General features: G+C 63.4%; 18 protein-coding genes. 7 read left to right on the top strand and 11 right to left on the bottom strand.

What is annotated here, in order from left to right:
- Positions 1 to 14 precede the first annotated feature (14 nt).
- The 4 genes from ASF14_RS07355 to ASF14_RS07340 all read right to left on the bottom strand — a co-directional run bounded on the left by ASF14_RS07355 (position 15) and on the right by ASF14_RS07340 (position 3,240).
- Positions 15 to 941: a DUF389 domain-containing protein gene (locus ASF14_RS07355; protein ID WP_056433637.1), complete on the bottom strand. Its 927-nt coding sequence runs from the start codon at positions 939 to 941 to the stop codon at positions 15 to 17.
- A 346-nt stretch (positions 942 to 1,287) separates the two neighbouring features.
- Positions 1,288 to 1,647 (bottom strand): hypothetical protein, encoded by a 360-nt coding sequence (locus ASF14_RS07350; RefSeq protein ID WP_056433632.1) that lies wholly within the window; start codon positions 1,645 to 1,647, stop codon positions 1,288 to 1,290.
- Positions 1,644 to 3,020, bottom strand: a complete 1,377-nt coding sequence (locus tag ASF14_RS07345; protein ID WP_056433628.1) for a mechanosensitive ion channel — start codon at positions 3,018 to 3,020, stop codon at positions 1,644 to 1,646. The genes ASF14_RS07350 and ASF14_RS07345 overlap by 4 nt, the downstream gene beginning before the upstream one ends.
- Before the next feature lies 1 nt (position 3,021).
- Positions 3,022 to 3,240 (bottom strand): hypothetical protein, encoded by a 219-nt coding sequence (locus ASF14_RS07340; protein ID WP_236696977.1) that lies wholly within the window; start codon positions 3,238 to 3,240, stop codon positions 3,022 to 3,024.
- A gap of 282 nt (positions 3,241 to 3,522) precedes the next feature.
- On the opposite strand from ASF14_RS07340, the gene ASF14_RS07335 reads away from it, so the two are divergent.
- Complete coding sequence (locus tag ASF14_RS07335; protein WP_236696976.1) at positions 3,523 to 4,278, top strand: Crp/Fnr family transcriptional regulator; 756 nt, start codon at positions 3,523 to 3,525, stop codon at positions 4,276 to 4,278.
- Positions 4,279 to 4,354: 76 nt separating this feature from the next.
- Here ASF14_RS07335 and ASF14_RS07330 read toward each other — a convergent pair whose 3' ends face one another.
- From ASF14_RS07330 to ASF14_RS07315, 4 genes are all read right to left on the bottom strand, one after another.
- On the bottom strand, positions 4,355 to 5,272 hold the full coding sequence (locus ASF14_RS07330; RefSeq protein ID WP_056433618.1) for an NAD(P)/FAD-dependent oxidoreductase: 918 nt from the start codon (positions 5,270 to 5,272) through the stop codon (positions 4,355 to 4,357).
- Positions 5,273 to 5,335: 63 nt separating this feature from the next.
- Positions 5,336 to 5,569 (bottom strand): hypothetical protein, encoded by a 234-nt coding sequence (locus ASF14_RS07325; protein WP_056433615.1) that lies wholly within the window; start codon positions 5,567 to 5,569, stop codon positions 5,336 to 5,338.
- A 60-nt stretch (positions 5,570 to 5,629) separates the two neighbouring features.
- On the bottom strand, positions 5,630 to 7,723 hold the full coding sequence (locus tag ASF14_RS07320; RefSeq protein ID WP_056433612.1) for a catalase: 2,094 nt from the start codon (positions 7,721 to 7,723) through the stop codon (positions 5,630 to 5,632).
- Positions 7,724 to 7,853: 130 nt separating this feature from the next.
- On the bottom strand, positions 7,854 to 8,036 hold the full coding sequence (locus ASF14_RS07315) for a CsbD family protein (RefSeq protein WP_010408824.1): 183 nt from the start codon (positions 8,034 to 8,036) through the stop codon (positions 7,854 to 7,856).
- A 132-nt stretch (positions 8,037 to 8,168) separates the two neighbouring features.
- Between ASF14_RS07315 and ASF14_RS07310 the strand changes: the two genes are divergently transcribed.
- Entirely contained in the window at positions 8,169 to 8,471 is a 303-nt protein-coding gene (locus tag ASF14_RS07310; RefSeq protein WP_010408826.1) for a response regulator, read from the top strand.
- 17 nt (positions 8,472 to 8,488) lie between these two features.
- On the opposite strand, the gene ASF14_RS07305 is transcribed toward ASF14_RS07310, so the two are convergent.
- On the bottom strand, positions 8,489 to 11,443 hold the full coding sequence (locus ASF14_RS07305) for a Tn3 family transposase (RefSeq protein ID WP_010408827.1): 2,955 nt from the start codon (positions 11,441 to 11,443) through the stop codon (positions 8,489 to 8,491).
- A 138-nt stretch (positions 11,444 to 11,581) separates the two neighbouring features.
- Here ASF14_RS07305 and ASF14_RS07300 point away from each other — a divergent pair, with 138 nt between their 5' ends.
- The 4 genes from ASF14_RS07300 (at position 11,582) to ASF14_RS07285 (ending at position 16,604) form a co-directional block, all read left to right on the top strand.
- The gene (locus ASF14_RS07300) at positions 11,582 to 12,133 is read left to right on the top strand and encodes a recombinase family protein (RefSeq protein ID WP_056433609.1); all 552 of its coding nucleotides are present in this window, start codon (positions 11,582 to 11,584) and stop codon (positions 12,131 to 12,133) included.
- On the top strand, positions 12,130 to 12,915 hold the full coding sequence (locus tag ASF14_RS07295; RefSeq protein WP_004213209.1) for an SDR family NAD(P)-dependent oxidoreductase: 786 nt from the start codon (positions 12,130 to 12,132) through the stop codon (positions 12,913 to 12,915). Before ASF14_RS07300 ends, ASF14_RS07295 begins: the two co-directional genes overlap by 4 nt.
- 402 nt (positions 12,916 to 13,317) lie before the next feature.
- The gene (locus tag ASF14_RS07290) at positions 13,318 to 16,011 is read left to right on the top strand and encodes a TonB-dependent receptor plug domain-containing protein (RefSeq protein WP_007406879.1); all 2,694 of its coding nucleotides are present in this window, start codon (positions 13,318 to 13,320) and stop codon (positions 16,009 to 16,011) included.
- A 41-nt stretch (positions 16,012 to 16,052) separates the two neighbouring features.
- Positions 16,053 to 16,604, top strand: coding sequence for a GNAT family N-acetyltransferase (locus ASF14_RS07285; protein ID WP_010408831.1), 552 nt, complete (start codon positions 16,053 to 16,055; stop codon positions 16,602 to 16,604).
- 222 nt (positions 16,605 to 16,826) lie between these two features.
- Here ASF14_RS07285 and ASF14_RS07280 read toward each other — a convergent pair whose 3' ends face one another.
- Positions 16,827 to 17,714, bottom strand: a complete 888-nt coding sequence (locus tag ASF14_RS07280; RefSeq protein WP_050811005.1) for an EamA family transporter — start codon at positions 17,712 to 17,714, stop codon at positions 16,827 to 16,829.
- An 82-nt stretch (positions 17,715 to 17,796) separates the two neighbouring features.
- Between ASF14_RS07280 and ASF14_RS07275 the strand changes: the two genes are divergently transcribed.
- Positions 17,797 to 18,273: an Lrp/AsnC family transcriptional regulator gene (locus ASF14_RS07275; RefSeq protein WP_010408833.1), complete on the top strand. Its 477-nt coding sequence runs from the start codon at positions 17,797 to 17,799 to the stop codon at positions 18,271 to 18,273.
- A gap of 209 nt (positions 18,274 to 18,482) precedes the next feature.
- On the opposite strand, the gene ASF14_RS07270 is transcribed toward ASF14_RS07275, so the two are convergent.
- Positions 18,483 to 18,869, bottom strand: a 387-nt coding sequence (locus ASF14_RS07270; RefSeq protein WP_056433606.1) for an ATP-binding protein, incomplete at its 5' end; no start/stop codon positions are given.

Raw genomic sequence — 18,869 nt, 5'->3', positions numbered from 1 at the left:
GACCACGCGAGCCGTCAGTGCAGCGGCGCGCGACGGTGGACGATGAGCTGCTTGAGGCCGAAAACGATCACACCCGCGACCAGTACGAAGCCGGCGTCGACCGCCAATCGCGCCCCGCTGGCGGCCGCCAAATCAAGGCGCCCCATCGCCAGGGCTATGCCCGCCACCGACGCTGCTTCGATCAGCCGCATGGCGACCAGCGCGCCCGCGATCACGCTTCGGCGGTATGAGGCCTGGATGAGTACGCCGGCAAAAGCCCCGGCAAGCGCGATCGTCAACAGCTCCGCCGAAGGATGGATCGTATGCTTGAGGACGTCGCCCTCGAGGAAGGCTGACGATTGGACGCCGCCGAAGTTGGAAAGCAGTAGCCATGTCGCCCCTGCGGCAGCCGCCAGAACCGCGTAGCCAGTGAGCGTCGCCAGCATGCCGGCACGGGCTACTTCGGCCCGTTTCAGCACGATGCCCAACGGCAGTTTCGCCAGGGGCTCGAATCCGGGAGCGATGATCGCGGACGCGACATATGCCACTGCCGCGATCGCGGGCTCGGTGAACGCTCCGGCGGCGCCGATAACGCCGCCAAGCGCCATCAGAATCAGGAAATTTGCGGTGAGGCGTCCCTGATGCCGGAGACCGGTTTCGAGCTCCTCCCATATCGCCTCGTCGACGTCGGCGTCGATCTGCTTCTGGTTTTCGGGGTCGCTGATGCTCGCGACCTCCGCCGTTACGACCGTGAACGGCGTATCGCTGCCGATCGTCGCCACGGCGCGCATCACATCGTCGGTTGCACGATTGAGGGCGTGGACGGTCACCACGTCGCCGACGGGTTTGATCGAAGCGCCGTGCTGCCACGTCAGCCCGACTACCCCTTCGAGCTGGTTCAGCGCGGCGATCAGCTGCTCGCCGCGGTTCGAGGGCACGGTAATGTCGATGACACGATGCACGATTATTCCTTGGCCGGATAAGGGTGATTTTCAACGCGACATCGCAGGCGTTGCGCTCTTGAATCGTATGCGTCCGCAAGGCGTCGGTGGGCGATGACTGCCTCGACGCTCCGGCTAAGGCGCGCTGCCCGCTTTTCCGCGTGCGCACGGCTTTCGCAGTAGCCAAGCTCGCGCTCGATCGCGGCAGCTTCGCAATCATCGGGTGTTTCCATATCGCGCCATTCCGGTGTCAAAACCTAGGGGTAAAAAGGGGCCCGGGAGCGCGTGCCCCCGGGCCCCGATCAAGTTGCTACGCGCGACCTCTCTGGGCCTTCAGGTACAGTCCCGGGCGATCGACCCGTGAACATCATTTGCCGCGAATGGCGTCTGCACGTTCTTCGGCCGCGCCAGCCTTCTGCTCGGCATCCCGACGGACCTTCTTGGCTCGTTCCTCGAGCGCATCGGCTTCCCGATCGGCCGTACTGCGTATCGCGTCCGCGCGGTCCTCGGCGGCATCGGCGTTCGCTTCGATGGCCGCGTTCGCGCTTTCTGCCGCACGATCCTGCGCCTCTCCCGCCGTTTCTGCAGGGCCGCTGACCAACGTATCTTCGCCGGAGACGACGCCGGCATTGGCGTCCGCCTGCTCTCCGGCGTTTTCGCGACGGCCGTCACAGCCCGCCAGCAGGATGCCGACAGCCAACAGCGATTTGCTCATCCAGCGGGTCATGCCTGCGTGTCCTGTTCGCGCGGAGCGATCGGCGACGCAGGGGCGACCGGTACGGTAGAGGGCGCAGCAGGCCGGTTCGCCTCATCCTCTGCCTTGCCCAGCAGCCTCTGAACGATCCTGCCGGCTTGATCGCGCCCGCCAAGGCCAAAAGCGAGTGCGAACGCCACCGCGATTGCCCCGAGAATGAGGCCGAACGCCAGATTGATGATGTCGTCCGCCAGACCCATGAAGCGCAAGCCGATAGCTGTGCCCAGGACGATGATCGCCACCTTTGTGAGCGAAGCGGTAAAGTCGGCACCGGCCCCGCCGCTTGCCTTAATCGTCGTCGAGATCAGGCGTGCGATTGCGACGGCTGCGGCGATGATGATCGCACCGAAGACCACCTGACCGAAGAGCGTCAGCACCTCCGCCATGATCCGCGAACCATAGGCGAAATTGAGCTGCCGGAACGCCTCCATCAGACCGAAGATGACAATGGCGATGAAGACGCCCGACCCGATCATCTTCGACGGGGTGAGCGTCGCACCCGCCTTGACGGATACCTGCTCGGCGCCGGTGACGCCGTCGTCGGGCGCATCGCTCCGGGGAAACAGGCCCAGGGAGTTAATCGCCTTGTCAACGCCGGTCGAGCCTAGGAAGGACGTGATCAGCTGCGAAGCGAATTTGCCGAGGTAGTAGGCAAGCGTGATGATGATGCCTGCCGCAATCACATGCGGAATGGCGTCGAGAATGATCCGCAGCATGGCAGTCGCCGGCTGCGAGATGGCGGCGATATTGAGTGTGTCGAGCGCCGCGATCGCCACCGGAATGATGATCAGCGCAAACACGACGCTACCGACCGCGCGCGGCAAGGCGCTCGGGTCGGCGGGCGGCGTGCTGCCGACGTGCGCCGACAATCGTTCGACATGGCTCGCGGTGATGACGGCTTCGACCGCCTTCTTCGCCACGCTTGCCAGGATATAACCGAGGAAAAGGATCAGACCGGCGCCGATGATCCGCGGGACGGCATTGCCGAAGCCGTTCAGCATGTCGGCAAGCGGACCCGTCGCGCTAGCGAGGCCGAGCGGCTGGGCTGCAAGGAAGAAGGCAACCAGCAGAACGACCCAGAACGCAGCATCCCCGACCTGCGCACCGATCGTCGACTTATCGCGTGGCGGATGGTTGGGTTGATTGGCGCGCCGCGCCAGCGGCGTCCGATTGATGAGGTTCGCGACGCCCCATTTGACGGCGCGTGCAACCAGCCATCCGATCAGAAGAATGACCAGCGCGCCGATAATGCGCGGCCCCCATTCCTGCGCGTACATCCAGACCTGGTTCGTAAAGTCGCGGGTCCCGTCGATCACGGTTCCCCCCGCATAGCGGACATCGTTCATATCAACCTCCCTGAACCCCGGCCGCTTCCGTCAACGCACCGCAAGATGCGGCCGCTTTCGTGACTTCCAGGGGTATTTTGACGTCGTTGACCTGAGCGCCCGCGCGGATCAGGTCATTGGCCGTCAGGCGCCCGGCCTGCGACTGACTCAAAGCTTGTGCGGCGCGACCGAGTTGTCGGAGCTGGCCCAGCGACAGGCGCGACTGCAGGCGATCTCCCATGCATCGCGCCGAACCTTCGCTTAGTCCGTACCCTCCAAGCCCGGTCGCTATTTGTGTCGAAGGGCTGGCACAGGAAGCGAGCAGAACAGCCCCGGCGACAGGCATCGCCGTGCCGCCTAGCGCTCTCCATGCCGATCGAACCATGCTGCTATCGCCCGGTTATGTATTCAACCGTTCATTAACGGTTTTTCACATGGCGCGTTCCCGCGGAGGTTTCTTTTGTCGAAATTGGTCGACGTGTAGGGCGGCGCGTTGAGCATGCAGCTAGAGAGGAGCTTTTCATTGGCTGACGATCCCGCAGATCGCGAGAACGGTGCGGCTCTTTCGAGCAGCAACCACCTTCTCGATCGGGTTCCTCCCGATGAGCGGGCGCGGATGGACGATCGCCTGGAGCCCGTGCTGCTGGAAGCCGGACAGGTATTGTACGAGCCCGGTCAACCGCTCACTCACGTCTTTCTGCCGCTGACCGGCATGATCTCGCTGGTCGCGGTCATGAGCGACGGTCGAACCGCTGAGGGAATGACGATCGGGCGTGAGGGAGCCGCAGGTTTGAGTGCGAGCGGCTATGTCGACGACGCTTTCAACCGCTATGTCGTTCAACTCCCCGGCAGCGGCTACCGGGTCAAAGCGGAAGATTTCGAAGATCTGGTGGACGAGAGCGTGGAGTTCTGTTCGGCCGTTACTCGCTGGCGCGAGGTCATGGTGCGAATGTCACTACAATCGGTTGCCTGTAACGCGCTTCATACCGTTCGCCAGCGCCTCGCGCGCTGGATCCTGACCACCCACGATCGGACCGAGACCGACAGGCTGCCCTTGAAGCAGGAATTCCTTGCCGAAATGCTCGGGGTCAAGCGAAACGCCGTCAACATCGTTGCCCGCGAATTTCTCTCGATCGGAGCGATAGAGTACAAACGCGGCAAGATCTCGGTGATCAATCCCGACCTACTGCGGGAGGAATCCTGCGAATGTTACGCACTCATCCGGGGTGAAATATCGAAACTGTTCACGCAGCCACCGAGCAGTGAGTGCGAAGACTGACATCTGGTGCGGCGATCGCGAGCATGGTCTTGGTTTGATATGGACGCGGTCAAGTCGCTAAGACGCTTGGAACCGATCATTTGTCCGCCGTCTGCCCGTCAAGCGCTCGAAGCGCGTTGTGAATCGCCGTTGCCGCTTTCGCCCCGTGACCTGTCGCCACGCTGATCTGATCGAGACCGGCCACGACATCGCCGGCAGCATAGCAACCGGGTAGATTGGTGCGCTGATCCTCGTCAGTGGCAATGCACCGGCAGTCACTCAATGCGACCCCCATATCGATGGCCAGCGCATTGTTGATGTCCGAGCCAAGCGCCGGATACACGGTGTCCACGACTACGGTGCCGGCACCGTCTTCCAAGGCGATTATGACATCATCTCCCGACTCGAAGTCGATGGAGGCTAGCGGCGCACCGGCGAGCGCGATCCCGGCCTCTTGGAGCGCCTGTCGGTCCTCTTCGTCGAGGTCGACGGTCCGCTCTGCCAGCAACGTGATCTTTGACGAATATGTCCTGAGAAAAAGTGCCTCCGCGACGCCGTGTTCGTCGGCGCCGATCACGGCGATGCGCATGTCGGTGACCTCGAAACCGTCGCAGATCGGGCAGTAGCGCAACTTGCCGCTTTCCAATGCCCGCCTGTGCGTGGCGGGATCGATCTGCGGACTGCGATTGACCACACCTGTCGCGAGCAACGTCATACGCGCGTCCAGCGTGCGGTTCACTGTGGATACGAGAAACCCGTCTCCCTTCCGCTCCAATGCCGTTGCGCGTTCAGGATGCAGCACCGCGCCATAGCGCTCGGCCTGCGCGCGCATCCGCACGAGCAGCTCGTCTCCGCCGATCCCTTCCGGGAAGCCGGGATGATTATGCGACCTGGGAATCCAGCTTGCCCGGCTGTTGCCGTCATCAATTACAACGACGTTGCGACGGAACCGTGCGAGATAAATGGCGGCGGTCAGGCCTGCCGGTCCGCCGCCGATGATCACGCAGTCAATCATTCGGGAGCATCGCCGGATCTGAGGTGCCCCGATCTGCGGCCAGCGTCGCGTGCACACTCGGCATCAGCGACGCAGTATTCCATTGGCGGGTTCGATCGGATCGGCCCCCGCAACCAGATGCCACCCTTTGCGGACTGCGTATTGAACGCCCCATCCAAGTGCGTAGGTCGCGACAATGGGCGCCAGTCCCCGGATCGCCGTTTCAGCGACGGTGCCGATGATAGCGCCCTTGATCCCGCTGTCACCGTCACCGCGGTCGATTGCAGCGCCTATGAGCGCGCCGAGCAGATTTGCCATGTGCCGTCCTTTCGTGAGGGTGCGCCCGACCGAGGTCGGGCGTGGAGACGTCTCGAGCGATCACGCCAGCGTTCGAACCGACGCTTCCCGATCCCAATAACGCTTCTTTGCCGCCTCGACGAAGCCGGCAAGGTCGGTGACGCCCTCGTCGGGCTCGACCCCCGCCTTGTCGAGGAGCGGCTTGGCGGCGTCGTTAACGCCGATCGCCTTCAAGTGGCCGAAAGCGTCCATCACCCATTGCACCGCGGCGCCTTCCTTGACGAGCTTGGCCGCAGCCGCCTCAGACAGGATCACCGCGCAAGCATCGACCGTCACCGACGGCTGGCCGAACAGCTGCGCGTCCGCGGCGATCGCGCTGCCGTCGGACAGGGGCACCTTGCCGACTTTGGGCGCGATCGTCATCGGCGTGCCGCCAGCGGCCTTCACCGCGTCCTTGAGCGTCGACAGCTCGCCGGCGTCGGTTCCGTCGGCGATCAGGATGCCGACCGTGCGGCCTTCCAGCGTGTGCTTTTCGAGCGGACCGCGGATGATGCGCAGCGCGGGCGAGGGATCCATGTCGAGAACCGGGGCGGCGGTCTTCGATGGCGGCGGCAGGTCCATCGCGAGGCCATCGGCGACGCGTTGCGCCAGAGTCTCGTCGACGTTGCGCAGGTTGGCCATGACCGAGATGCGGATATGCTCAAGGCTGACCTTGCTGAGCTCGAACACCAGCGCCGAGGCGATGTGCGCCTGTTCGGCCGGGTCCATCGACCGGAAAAACAGCCGCGCCTGGCTGTAATGGTCGGCGAAGCTCTCCGGCCGGATGCGCAGCTTCTGGCCCTGCTCTTCCGAGGGGAAAGTCTTGTAGCCACGCTCCGGGTCTTCGCGGGCGCCGGCTTCTTCGCCCGCCTGCGCCAGGCTGTTGGGCTCGTAATTGGCGCGACCCTTGGGAACCGACATCTGCATGTGGCCATCGCGCTGCTGGTTCATGAACGGGCAGCCCGCCGCCTCGGCACGGCCCTTCGCGCGGTTGATCGGCAGCTGATGGAAATTGACCGAGCCAAGCCGCGATAGCTGCGTGTCCGTATAGCTGAACAAACGGCCCTGCAGCAGCGGATCGTTCGAGAAGCCGATGCCCGGGACGACATGGCTCGGCACGAATGCGGCCTGTTCGGTTTCGGCGAAAAAATTGTCAGGATAGCGGTCGAGCACCATCTTGCCGACGATGCGGACGGGCAGCACCTCCTCGGGAATGATCTTGGTCGCGTCGAGCACGTCGTAGGGCTGGCTTTCGGCGAACGCCTCGTCGAACAGCTGCACGCCCAGCTCCCAGGTCGGGAAATCGCCGCGATCGATGCTCTCGAACAGATTGCGGCGCTGGAAGTCCGGATCGGCGCCGGCAATCTTCACCGTCTCGTCCCAGATCGTGGAGGCGAGGCCCGCCTTCGGCTTCCAGTGAAACTTGACGAAGGTCGACTTCCCCTCCTTGTTGATGAAGCGGAACGTGTGGACGCCGAACCCCTCCATGTTTGCGAAGGTGCGGGGCAGCGTGCGGTCGGACATCGCCCACATGACCATGTGGGTGGACTCGGGCATCAGCGAAATGAAGTCCCAGAACGTGTCGTGCGCGGTTGCCGCTTGCGGGTAGCCGCGATCAGCCTCCATTTTGGCCGCGTGGATCAGGTCTGGAAACTTGATCGCGTCCTGGATGAAGAAGACGGGGATGTTGTTGCCGACAAGATCCCAATTGCCCTCGCGCGTATAGAACTTGACCGCGAAGCCGCGCACGTCGCGCGGCGTGTCGACCGATCCGGCACCGCCCGCGACGGTCGAGAAGCGAGTGAACACCTCGGTGCGCTGGCCTTTCTTCTGGAACAGATCGGCGACGGTGATATCGGCGAGGCTCTCGGTGCACTCGAAATAGCCGTGCGCGGCCGAGCCGCGGGCGTGGACAATGCGCTCGGGGATGCGTTCGTGATCGAAATGGTTCATCTTCTCGCGGAAGACTTCGTCCTCGATCAGCACCGGGCCGCGCGGCCCCGCCTTCAGCTGGTTCTGATTGTCCGAGATCGGCATGCCATGGTTGGTCGTGAGCACCGGATGATCGTCGTCAGCGATCTGATGCGTTTCCCCGCCTGCGTAATCCTGCTTCCGCGCTTTGCCGTCCGACGCCATTGCTAATCCCCTTCAAGTTCACGCAGCACGGCGTGGACGATTACGATGTCGAGTGTCTTCCAACAGTCGGAGGGGTGCTCATATCGAGGTGCCCCTTGCTTTCAGTCACGACCCTTTCGGCCGAGGCTGATCAGATTTTGTCACCGAGCGCGCCTTTGATGCCGCCCTTGAGCTTCTGCCCTTTGCCGGTCGCCTGCTGTGCGGCGCCGTCTGCTGCCAGATCGGGGTTATCGGTCCGGGTGCCGACCTCCTGCTTGGCGTCACCGACCAGGTCGTTGATCGCGCCCTTCACCTTGTCCACGAACTCGCCCACGATGCATCTCCATTGATTGCAATAGGCTTCAACGACGACCGCGCGCTTTGGCTCCCGCTATGCACGGAAAAATGCATAAGACTGGAACGCATGGCGGCTGAACCTGTTCGGACGACAACAGGGGAAAAGCGGATGCACCGATTGCTGATCGCCGAGGACATTCCGGCCGTTGCCAGCCACCTAGAGGATCTCGCGCGGGATTCCGGGATCGACGCGATCATGATCGTTGACAGTATCGAGAGCGCTCGAGCCGTCATCGAATTTGCTCCTGAGATCGCGATCATCGACCTCAATCTGGCCGACGGCTTCACCGGCCCGATGATCGCTGATGAGCTGCGACGGAGCTGCGACACCCGGATCATCTATCTCACGGCCAACCCGGAGCTTCTCCCCGAGGCATTGCATATGGAGCACCGGGTGTTGCGTGAACGATAGGCGAACACGAAGCCGCGTCATGCAGCGAGCAACGATGTGGGTGTGCGTAGCGGCCTGAGCTGGCCGACCGGAGGGCGGTCGTCGGTGTTCCAGCGGTAGTCGCCGGTGAGCGAGATATGCTCCCACCCGAGCGGTGCGATGTGGCGGGCAGTTTCAGGAGGCACGGCCATGCCGGCGATGGCCTGTTCGAGGTAGCGGGTGTTCCACAGGATGATGGCGGCTACGAGCAGGTTGAGGCCGGAGGCGCGGTAGGTCTGGTTTTCGAACCGGCGGTCCCGCAGTTCGCCGAGCTGATTGAAGAACAGCGCTCGGGCGAGCGCGTTGCGCGCCTCTCCCTTGTTGAGTCCGGCCTGGGCACGCCGGCGCAGGTCGATGTCGCGCAACCAGTCGAGCATGAAAATCGAGCGTTCGATCCGCCCGACCTCACGCAATGCCAGCGCAAGGCCGTTCTGACGTGGATAGGCGGACAACCGGCGCAGCATGGCGGAGGCGGTGACGGTGCCGCTGCGGATCGAGGTGACGAGGCGGAGCAGTTCGTCCCAATGGTCAGCGACGTGGCCGACCGCGACCGGATCGCCGGTCAGTCCGACGAGCAGCGCCCCGGCATCCTGCTGCGGCAGCAGATGCAGGCGTCGTTCCTTCAGATCCCGCAAACGCGGCGCGAAGCGGTAGCCGAAGAACGGCATGAGGCCAAATACATGGTCGGAGGCCCCGCCGGTATCGGTGTAATGCTCTTCGATCGACAGACCGGTGGCATGGTAGAGCAGCCCGTCGAGGACATAGGGCGCCTTGCCCGCTGTCGCCGCGATCACCCTGCTCGCAAACGGGTCATATTGATCCGAGATGTGGGTGTAGAAGCTGACGCCGGGTTCGTTGCCGTTACGCGCGTTGATGTCACCGATCGCAGCCCCGCGCCCACCGGCGTGAAAGAGCTGGCCATCGCTCGACGACGTGGTGCCGTCGCCCCACAGGCTGCTTAGCGGCAGGGCGCGATGCGCGTCGATCAGTCGCGCCAGCGCTGCGCCATAGGCGCTCTCGCTGACGTGCCAGTCATGCAGATGTGCGAGCTGGCGCAGGGTGGCCGCCTGGCAGGTATCCGCCATGCGCGTCAGGCCGAGATTGATGCCGTCCGCCAGGATCACGGTGAGAAGCGCGTTACGATCATCGGCCGGTCGACCGGAGCGGCGATGCGTGAAGCATTCGGAAAAGCCGGTCCAGCCATCGACCTCCAGCAACAGATCGGTGATCTTCACGCGCGGCAGGCGGTCGTAGACCATGCGCCGCACGTCCTCTGTACTGGGCGGGGTTACGGCCTTGAGCGGCGAGATGACGAGCCCGCCGGCGTCGAGCCGTACCTGGGGCAGTTCCCCCTGCCGGGCGAGCGCCGTGACTTGTTCGATCGCGGTATCGAGGCGGGCACGGCGACCGGCAATGAAGGTATCGAAGTCGGTGTCGATCGCCAACGGCAACGGCCCGCGCTCGCGTAGCGCCGCAAAGGTGGCGGGCGGCAGGAGGTAGCTGTCGAAAGCACGATACTGGCGACTTTCCTCTACCCATATGTCGCCGGCACGCAGCCGATCGCGCAACTGGGTGAGAGCGCACAGTTCATAGGCTGCGCGGACGACCTGCCCGTCGCGCAGCACGAAAGGCCGCCACGATGGCGGCACGAAGCGAAGCGGTGGATTGTCGGGCAAGCGTCGCCTGCCGGTCCGATAAACCTCACCGACAATCCGGACCGCATCGAGCAGCCCCTGGACCGGGCCGGCACCCCGGAAGGTGGAGGCGCCCAGGAACGGCCCGATCACCGCACGCAGCGAGCGATGCCGGTCGATCAGCTCGGCAGTACGATCGGTCGTCTCCGGCGCGACCAGTATCTCCGCTTCCCCGACCGCCGTTCCCAGTTTCTCCCAGTCGATCGCCATCGCGGCAAGCGAGTCCAAGCCTTGCGCCCGTGCATCGATCAGCAGGCGGCAGGAGCCGGTGAGCAGGCGCAACTGTGCCTGGAGCGCGCGGATCGTACCCAGCGCCTTGTCGCGCGTCCGGTTCTCGGCGCGCCGCATCATGCTGCCGAGCAGCTTGTCCGTCATCGCCAGCACCGCATCGGCGAGGCTCTCACGAAGCCGCAGCGCGGCTGCCGCCAGGACGGCATGGCGGCGCCGGTCGGGCAGTTCCGCCAGATGCTGCGATGTGATCCGCACCGCCTCGTCGGCGATGCGGTCGAAGGCCGCGGTCGGGATCGTAGCGGCCCGCGCCGGGGCCAGTCCGATCGCCCGGACATGATCCAGTCGTTCGAGCAGGCGCATGACGTTGCGCGGTGCCGGCGACAGCGGCGGGTTGCGCAGCCACGACAGCCACGTCGCACCCCGGTCGCCACGACGGGCGAGCAGCGCATCGAGGCGGGTACGTCCGCCATCACCCAGCCCCTGGGTCAGCACATCGTGGACGAGTTCGTCGGCCTGGCGGCGCGCTCGTCGTACGATCGCCTCGATGACGGTGACGGGCGGCAGCAACAGGCGACGCCGTCGCATTTCGTCGATGACGATCTCGGCCAGCTGCAATGGCTGGATGATGGTCTGCGCCACGGGCATGGCGAAGGTGGCCAGTGCGTGGAAGTCGGTCCGGCCGAACGCTCGATAGCCCATGCGTCGTGCCAGATCGGTGAGATGCGCACGGCGGGTCGGCTCACGACGGCCATAGTCATGCCAAGCCGCTTCAGGCACATCGAGCTGACGGGCGACGAACGACAGGACCGCTGCGGGCGGCGTCTCGTCCGCGCCGAGTACCCGCCCGGGCCAGCGCATATAAAGGAGCGTCATGGCGTAACCGAGCTGCGATGCGGGACCACGCCGGATCGAGACCCAATCGAGATCCTCGCGTGACAGGGTGAAATGTCGCGCGATCTCGCGTTCGTCAGTCGGGGGATCGAACTGACCCGCAAGCGCCTCGCGGGTGAGCAGGCGTCGCCTCGCCATGACCCTGAACCTGCTTGAGGCTGTCCGTCAGACGGTGATTGGACGGCCAGCGTGAATGTGTCCGTCAACTCTGGACCTGTAACGGCGATTCGGACAAGATCGCGTCAAGATGGGAAAACGGACACTTCGGACCCGCGCATGGCGCTGATCGGCTATGCGCGCGTCTCGACCGCAGACCAGAAGCTGTCGCTCCAGCTTGACGCGCTGAACACTGCCGGGTGCGACCGTATATTCGACGATCACGCATCCGGGGCAAAAGCCGATCGGCCTGGCCTAACCGAAGCGCTCGCCTATTTGCGCCCCGGCGACACGCTGGTGGTCTGGAAACTCGACCGCCTCGGCCGCTCGATGAGCCACCTGATCGAGAAGGTCGGCGAGCTTGCGGCGCGCGGCATCGGGTTCCGCTCACTCACCGAGAATATCGACACCACGACGCCGGGCGGCATGCTGGTGTTCAACATCTTCGGCTCGCTGGCCCAATTCGAGCGTGACCTGATCCGTGAACGCACTCATGCCGGCCTCAAGGCCGCACGCGAGCGGGGCAACAAGGGTGGTCGCCGGCCTGTCGTTACCCCCGACAAACTACGTAAAGCGCGGGCGCATATCGCAGCGGGCCTCACTGTTCGTGAGGCGGCGGCCCGGCTCAAGATCGGCAAAACCGCCCTATACAAGGCTCTGGAAAACGCGTGAAACCGCTGGCGATCAAGAACTCGTGGGTGCTGGTCACAGGGGCTTCGACCGGTTTGGGCAGAGCGTCCGCCCTCCGCTTGGCGGCATCGTACCAGGCCAAGCCCCTGATTGTTGGACGAAGGCTCGACAACTTGCGGGAGCTACAGACCGAAATTGACGAGCGGTTCAATGTGCCGTGCGAGATTATAGTGGCTGATCAACGTGAAATCGAGGGCAGGGAGAAAATCGCGGCTAAGGTTGCAGAATTGCAAGTAACAGCCGCTTTGTTGGTTGCCGGAATGACGAGCGTTGGTTCATTTGATGCAGGCCGTGCCGACACTTATGCCGAGGTAATTGAAACAAACATACTCGGTTTCACGGATTTGCTGGCTCGCCTGATTGCGATTTTCAGGGAGCAGCCGTTTGAATCCTCAGTAATCGCCGTGTCGAGCCTGGCGGGCGAAACATCCGTGCCCTTCCAAGCGGTCTACGGCGCGTCGAAAGCCTATGTGAGCACCCTCATGCGAGCGCTTTCCGTGGAGCTTGCCGGGACGGGAGTGAGTGTTGGGTCTTTTGCACCCGGTGGAATCGACACAGACATGGCTGCCCTCAGCGATTTGAAGTGGGGGAGGTTGGGTTTGATGGACGTTGACCGGTGCGCGGCCCATGCAGTCCACGCTCTGGTTTATCGGCAATCCTTCGCCATACCGGGGATGGGCAACCAGCTCACATATTTGGCGAGCAGGGTTCTACCTCGATCGTTGGTCAATCGGATTGCCGCCCTCCCATATCGGCGCCCGTAGGGCGGCACCACATAAAAGGGGCAGGAAAGCCTGCGAATAGCATCTGCTGGCATCGTACCGGATTTGTTCGCCCTTAGCGTGCAGATACGTCACTTTCGTGTAGTCACCCCGCGTCGGCGGGGGTGGCAGGGCGGATCACCGCGGCAGCTTGCACATAGCTTCCTTACATCACTTACCTGTATCAATTCTGCAACATGGATACCCTCAAGCGCAGACGCGAAAGATTCTGTTTGTCAGTCTAGTGCCGACGCGGCCATTGTTGCTTCAGGCGATGCGAGCAAACGACACCGCCACATTTGCAGGGCTGATCATCAAGCGTTCCGGCGCGCCGAGCTCAATCGGCGGTCGGGAACGGGAACATGGGGAAGGACGCCTGAGAGCCACTCATCAAGGGAGCATCAGATGATCAGACATACCACGTCAGCTGGCGCGATCGCGTTCGCGCTGCTTGCTGCCGGTACCGCGCACGCGGCGGAGCCTGTCGCGACGACAACTGCGGCGACAACGACCCTGCCGCAAGCGGAGGCGGCGCAGGACGCGTCGGCATCGGCCGGCACTGCCGCCTCCGCGGATCCCAGCGACGACATCGTCGTGCTCGGTACGCGACGCACCGATCGCACGCTGGCCAACTCGCCATCACCGGTCGACGTCATCAGCGCGGCCGAACTGACGACACAGCCGTCGGCGAACATGATCGACCAGCTGAAGAACATCGTGCCCTCGTTCTACGCCGGGCAGAACTCGATCTCCGACGCGTCCACCTTCGTGCGCTCGCCGTCGCTGCGCGGGTTGGCGGGCGATCAGGTGCTCGTCATGCTGAACGGCAAGCGCTACAATCGCGCGGCGCTGGTGCAGGTCTACGGCGGCAGCGATACCGGGCTCGGGCGCGGTGCGCAGGGTCCGGACATCTCCGCCATCCCCTCGCTCGCGATCGGCAGCCTGCAGGTGCTGCGCGAAGGTGCCACCGCGCAATATGGCTCTGACGCGATCGCCGGCGTGCTGAACTACGGTCTGCGCGAAGATCAGGGGATCGAGATCGTCGGCCGGGCGGGCCAGTACTACGCGGGTGACGGCGAGAGCTACCAGATCGCCGGCAACGCCGGCCTCAAAGGCACTTGGGGCTTCATCAGCGCAACCGCCGAATACGTCGACGAGGGCCAGACCAGCCGCGGTGTCACGCGACCGTCGGCGGCCAATTTCGCGCAGAACTTCCCCGCGCTCGCGTCGCAACTGCCGAACTTTCCCGGACCGGTGCAGATCTGGGGCAATTCGCCCATGCACGGGTTCAAATCGGTGGTGAACGCCGCGATCAACGTCACCGACAACAGCAAGCTCTACGCGTTCGGCAATTACGCCGAGAGTAAGGGCAACCAGAGCTTCAACTACCGCGCTCCCGTATCGAGCACCGCGGTCGACACCAATGGCGTGGTGCGCAACCAGGGCGCGAACGGCGCCTTCAACAACACCTTCTTCCTGACGCCGTGTCCAACCGGCAACGCTACTTGCCCTGCAGGCGGCTTCGTGCGCGACACCAACACCTTCCGTTTCGCCAACCTCTATCCGGCAGGCTTCACGCCGCGCTTCGTCGGCAAGTCGCAAGAGATCTACGGCGTAGTCGGCTACAAGGGGACGAGCGGCGACTTCAGCTACGACTTGTCGGGCACCTGGGCGCGAAACAAGCTGGCGCTGTCGATGTACAGCTCGGCCAACTTCTCCTTCGGTCCCGCGACCCAGACCAGTTTCGACTTCGGCGATCTGATCCAGAAGGAAGTGAACGCCAACGCCGACTTCACCTATGCCGCTGACCTCGGGCTCGCAGCGCCACTGACGATCTCGTTCGGTGGTGAATTCCGCAAGGAAACCTACGAGCAGACTGCCGGAGACGAGCAATCCTATGCCGCCGGTCCTTACGCGGTCGCGCAGCGGCTCTACACGCAGACCGCGCCCGGCGTGTACGCCTTCTCCGGCACGACCGCCGCGCAGGGTGTCGGTGCGAGCGGCTATGCCGGCACCAGCCCGCAGACAGCGGGCAAGTTCAGCCAGAAAGCCTATGGCCTGTACGTCGGGCTCGAGACCGATCTGACCGAAGCGCTGACGGTCGGTGCAGCCGGCCGCTACGAGCATTATAACACCTTCGGCGACGCCTGGGTCGGTAAGGTCAACGCGCTCTACAAATTCGCTGACGCCTTCTCTGTCCGCGGCAGCATCGGCACCGGCTTCCACGCGCCTTCGCCCGGTCAATCCAACGTCTCGATTGTGACGACCTCGTTCAACAACGGCGTCGCATTCCAGAGCGGCACCTACCCGACCAACACCGCAGTGGCGCAATATTACGGCGCGAGCGATCTGACGCCGGAGAAGTCGACCAACTACGGCGCTGGCTTCATCCTGGAACCGGTCGCCAACATGACGATCACGGTTGACGGCTATCAGATCGATCTGCGCAACCGCATCGGCCTCACCTCGCCGTTCATCGTCACCGCGGCCGATCTCGCCGCGCAGCCCGCTCTGCTCCCAGTCGGCGTCGGCGGGCAGGTGCAATATTTCACCAACGGGTTCAAGACGCGCACCCGCGGCATCGATGTCGTCGGCACCTGGCGCACGACGCTGAGCGAAGCACTGCTCAACTTTTCGATCGCGTACAATTACAATGATACCAAGGTCGTCGACTACAACACGCGGATCATCAGCGCGGCGCAGCTGATCGATGCGGAGAATTTAGCACCCAAGCACCGTGTGGTATTCAATGGCAATTGGTCGCTCGACAACCTGAGCTTCAACGTGCGCGAGAACTATTATAGCTCGTTCACCAGTGCGCAGGATTACGGTCAGACCAACGGCGTGCCTAATCAGCGTTTCGGCGGCAAGTTCACCACCGACCTCGAGCTGAGCTATACCTTTGCCGACCATTTCACGCTGGCAGTCGGTGCGCAGAATTTCACCGACGAACGGCCCGATCGGCTCGCTCCGACCGCGACCGTGCAGATCTATCCGCTAACCGGCGGGACCTCTGATGGTCAGGTATACCCGCGAAATGGCGGCCCCTTCGGATTCAACGGCGGCTTCTACTATACGCGTCTGCGCGTGAAGTACTGACAAGCAGCGGTGAGGCGGATCGGTCCGTCTCACCGCTTCTCATGGGACAAGACGTGAAGCTTACTCCACGCACCGCCACGATCGACGATCTGGACGCCCTCAAGATCACGATCCGCCGCGCCATCGACCAGCTGCAATCAGGTTTTCTGACACCTGATCAGATCCGTGCCAGCCATCAGGTAATGGGTTTGGACACGCAACTGCTGCGGGATGGTACCTACTTCATGCTGCTCGACGGGGACACGATCGCGGGCTGTGGCGGGTGGAGTTACCGCAAGACGCTGTTCGGAGGAGACGCGAGCATCGTGGCCCGAGAGCCCGAACGCCTCGATCCGGCGATCGATGCGGCGCGGATCCGTGCGATGTACACTGACCCTGGCTATGTTCGGCGCGGCCTCGGCCGCATGATCTTAGACTTGTGCGAGAGCGCCGCGCGCACCGCCGGTTTCGTTCGCTCAGAGATGATGGCTACGCTGGCGGGGGAGCCGCTCTACACGGCGTGCGGATACCGGCGACTGGAGGCGCCGATCGCTGCAGCAGCAGCAGATGGCGTGTCGGTACCGCTAGTCCGGATGGGCAAGTCACTGCAGTGATGTCGCAAAATAGCGACATACGAGACGCTCGGAACTCAGGACTTTGGCGACACGACCCCAGTCCCATAACCCCGTCGCCAGGTGTCCATTTCGAGAAAGCGCAATCGGGAACAGGTTTTGGGAAATGGTGCCGCCCGAGAGGTGAAGTGCCCTCCCTCACCTTCTGTGATCCTGGCTGGGGTTCCCAATCGGGAACGGCACGGGGGCCTCCCGCTCGCCGCATTAGATGGTCAGGGCGGGTTGCTTGGTGGCCGATACCGCGCTGCCTGAAGACGCTGCCATGATGAGCAGAATAGCGAACCATTGAAGTGGCGTCAGCACCTCCCCCAGAACGACAAAGCCGGCCAGCGCCGCAACAGCTGGTGCAGCGCTGAGCAGAATGCCGAAGACGTGGGACGGCAACCGGCGCATCGCCTCCATTTCCAGCGAGTAGGGCAAGGCGCTCGACAGGATCGCCACGGCGAAACCGACAGCTAGGACCAACGGTGCCAGTAAGGCAGAGCCTGCCGTTGCCGCGCCAATCGGCACGGAAATGGCGGCTGCGACTATCATTCCCCAAGCGACCGCATCCCCACCGAGTGCGCCGGAAACGCGCTTCCCATAAACAATGTAGAGCGCCCAGCAGGTCGCCGCGCCGCCTGCAAAAACCAATCCAATCGGATCGAGCGCCGCGCCCGAGCGAAGCGGCAACAGCAGCACAAGGCCGATCACCGCCGCGACGAACCAGACAATGTCTCGCCGCGATCGTGACCCGCAGAGCACCACCATCAGCGGTCCAAGCACCTCGATTCCGGTCGCGATGCCAATGGGGAGGCGAGCGAAGGCCTGATAGATCAGCAGGTTCATCGACCCGAGCATCGCCCCATAGGCAATGAGCGCCGACAGCATGGCGCGAGAGGGCCGCCTCCGCCACGGTCGCCGCAGTGCAAAAAGCAGCAACGCCGCCAGAGCGATGCGCAGGCCTGTGGTGCCGTAAGCGCCGACCAGCGGGAACAGGTGCTTGGCAAAGGCAGCGCCAACATTCTGCGCGACCAAGGACACCAAGACGGCGCTTGCGCCGATCATTGGGGCAGACGGACGATTGGAGGTGGCGGGTGCTGCATCAATCATCTTGTGGGTTATAGTCTCATTTGGGTGAGGCGAGCGCTTAACTTCGGCTTACCGCACGAGACATCCACTCACGGGGGGCTTGATGAGCGAGACAAATTATCGGACTAATCCACTCGACCGCTTCGATCGGGCGATCCTCGACATCCTTCGGCGTGACAATCGCACGCCTCAAAGAACGATTGCCGAGCGGGTGAACCTCTCGCCGGCCGCAGTGCAGCGGCGCATCGCCGCAATGGAAGCTAATGGCACGATCATCGCTAACGTGGCGATTGTTTCGCCGACGCTTGAAGGACCTCGGATCGCCATCGTGGTCGAAGTTCATCTCGTAAATGATCGCTCCGAGCTGGTCGAACCAATCAAGGCGCTGTTCCGCCAGACCGTCGAAGTACAGCAATGCTATTACGTCACTGGCAATGGCGGGTTCGTCCTGATTGTCAGCGTGCCGGACATGGCGAGCTATGAAGTGCTCGCACGTTCCTTATTCGCCGACAACGATGCGGTATCGACCTACCGGACGCTTGTCGTCCTTGATGCGGTAAAGGCACCTGCCGCTCCATGAACCGCGACCGGCCTAAGCTGAGCCTGAGCTTTCCCATGTCAATCGGCGTCCAAAAAGGACCCCCTATCGGCGTGCAAAAGGGACCCCCTTCGTCGAGCAGCGTAACGGGTATGACGGGCGCACTGTTCGTGCTGGTTGCGGCGTAGGGCGGGCGTAGCCCGACCGGAGGCGCAACCAGCGCGAAGCGTTCTCTGCCGGTGCCCCAGGCTTCAGCTTCGATGTTTGAAGCGCCAGCTGTCGTTGCCGGTTTCGACGATGTCGCAATGGTGGGTAATGCGGTCGAGCAGCGCGGTGGTCATCTTGGGGTCGCCAAAGACGGTCGGCCACTCACCAAAGGCCAGGTTGGTGGTGACGATGACCGAGGTCTTCTCGTAGAGCTTGCTGACGAGGTGGAAGAGCAGTTGACCGCCCGAGCGTGCAAACGGCAGGTAGCCAAGCTCGTCGAGCACCACGAGATCGAGGCGCGAAAGCTGGGCCGCCAGCGTGCCGGCCTTGCCGAGGCGCGTTTCCTCCTCGAGCCGGTTCACCAGGTCCACTGTGTTGAAGTAGCGTCCGCGGGCGCCGGCTCGTACCACATTGGCAGTGATGGCGGTGGC

Origin of the sequence: Sphingomonas sp. Leaf257 (assembly GCF_001422185.1) — a bacterium.
Classification (GTDB): Bacteria; Pseudomonadota; Alphaproteobacteria; order Sphingomonadales; family Sphingomonadaceae; genus Sphingomonas; species Sphingomonas yabuuchiae.
Note: the sequence above shows the minus strand (reverse complement) of the source record. Positions and strands in the feature narration are given on the sequence as shown.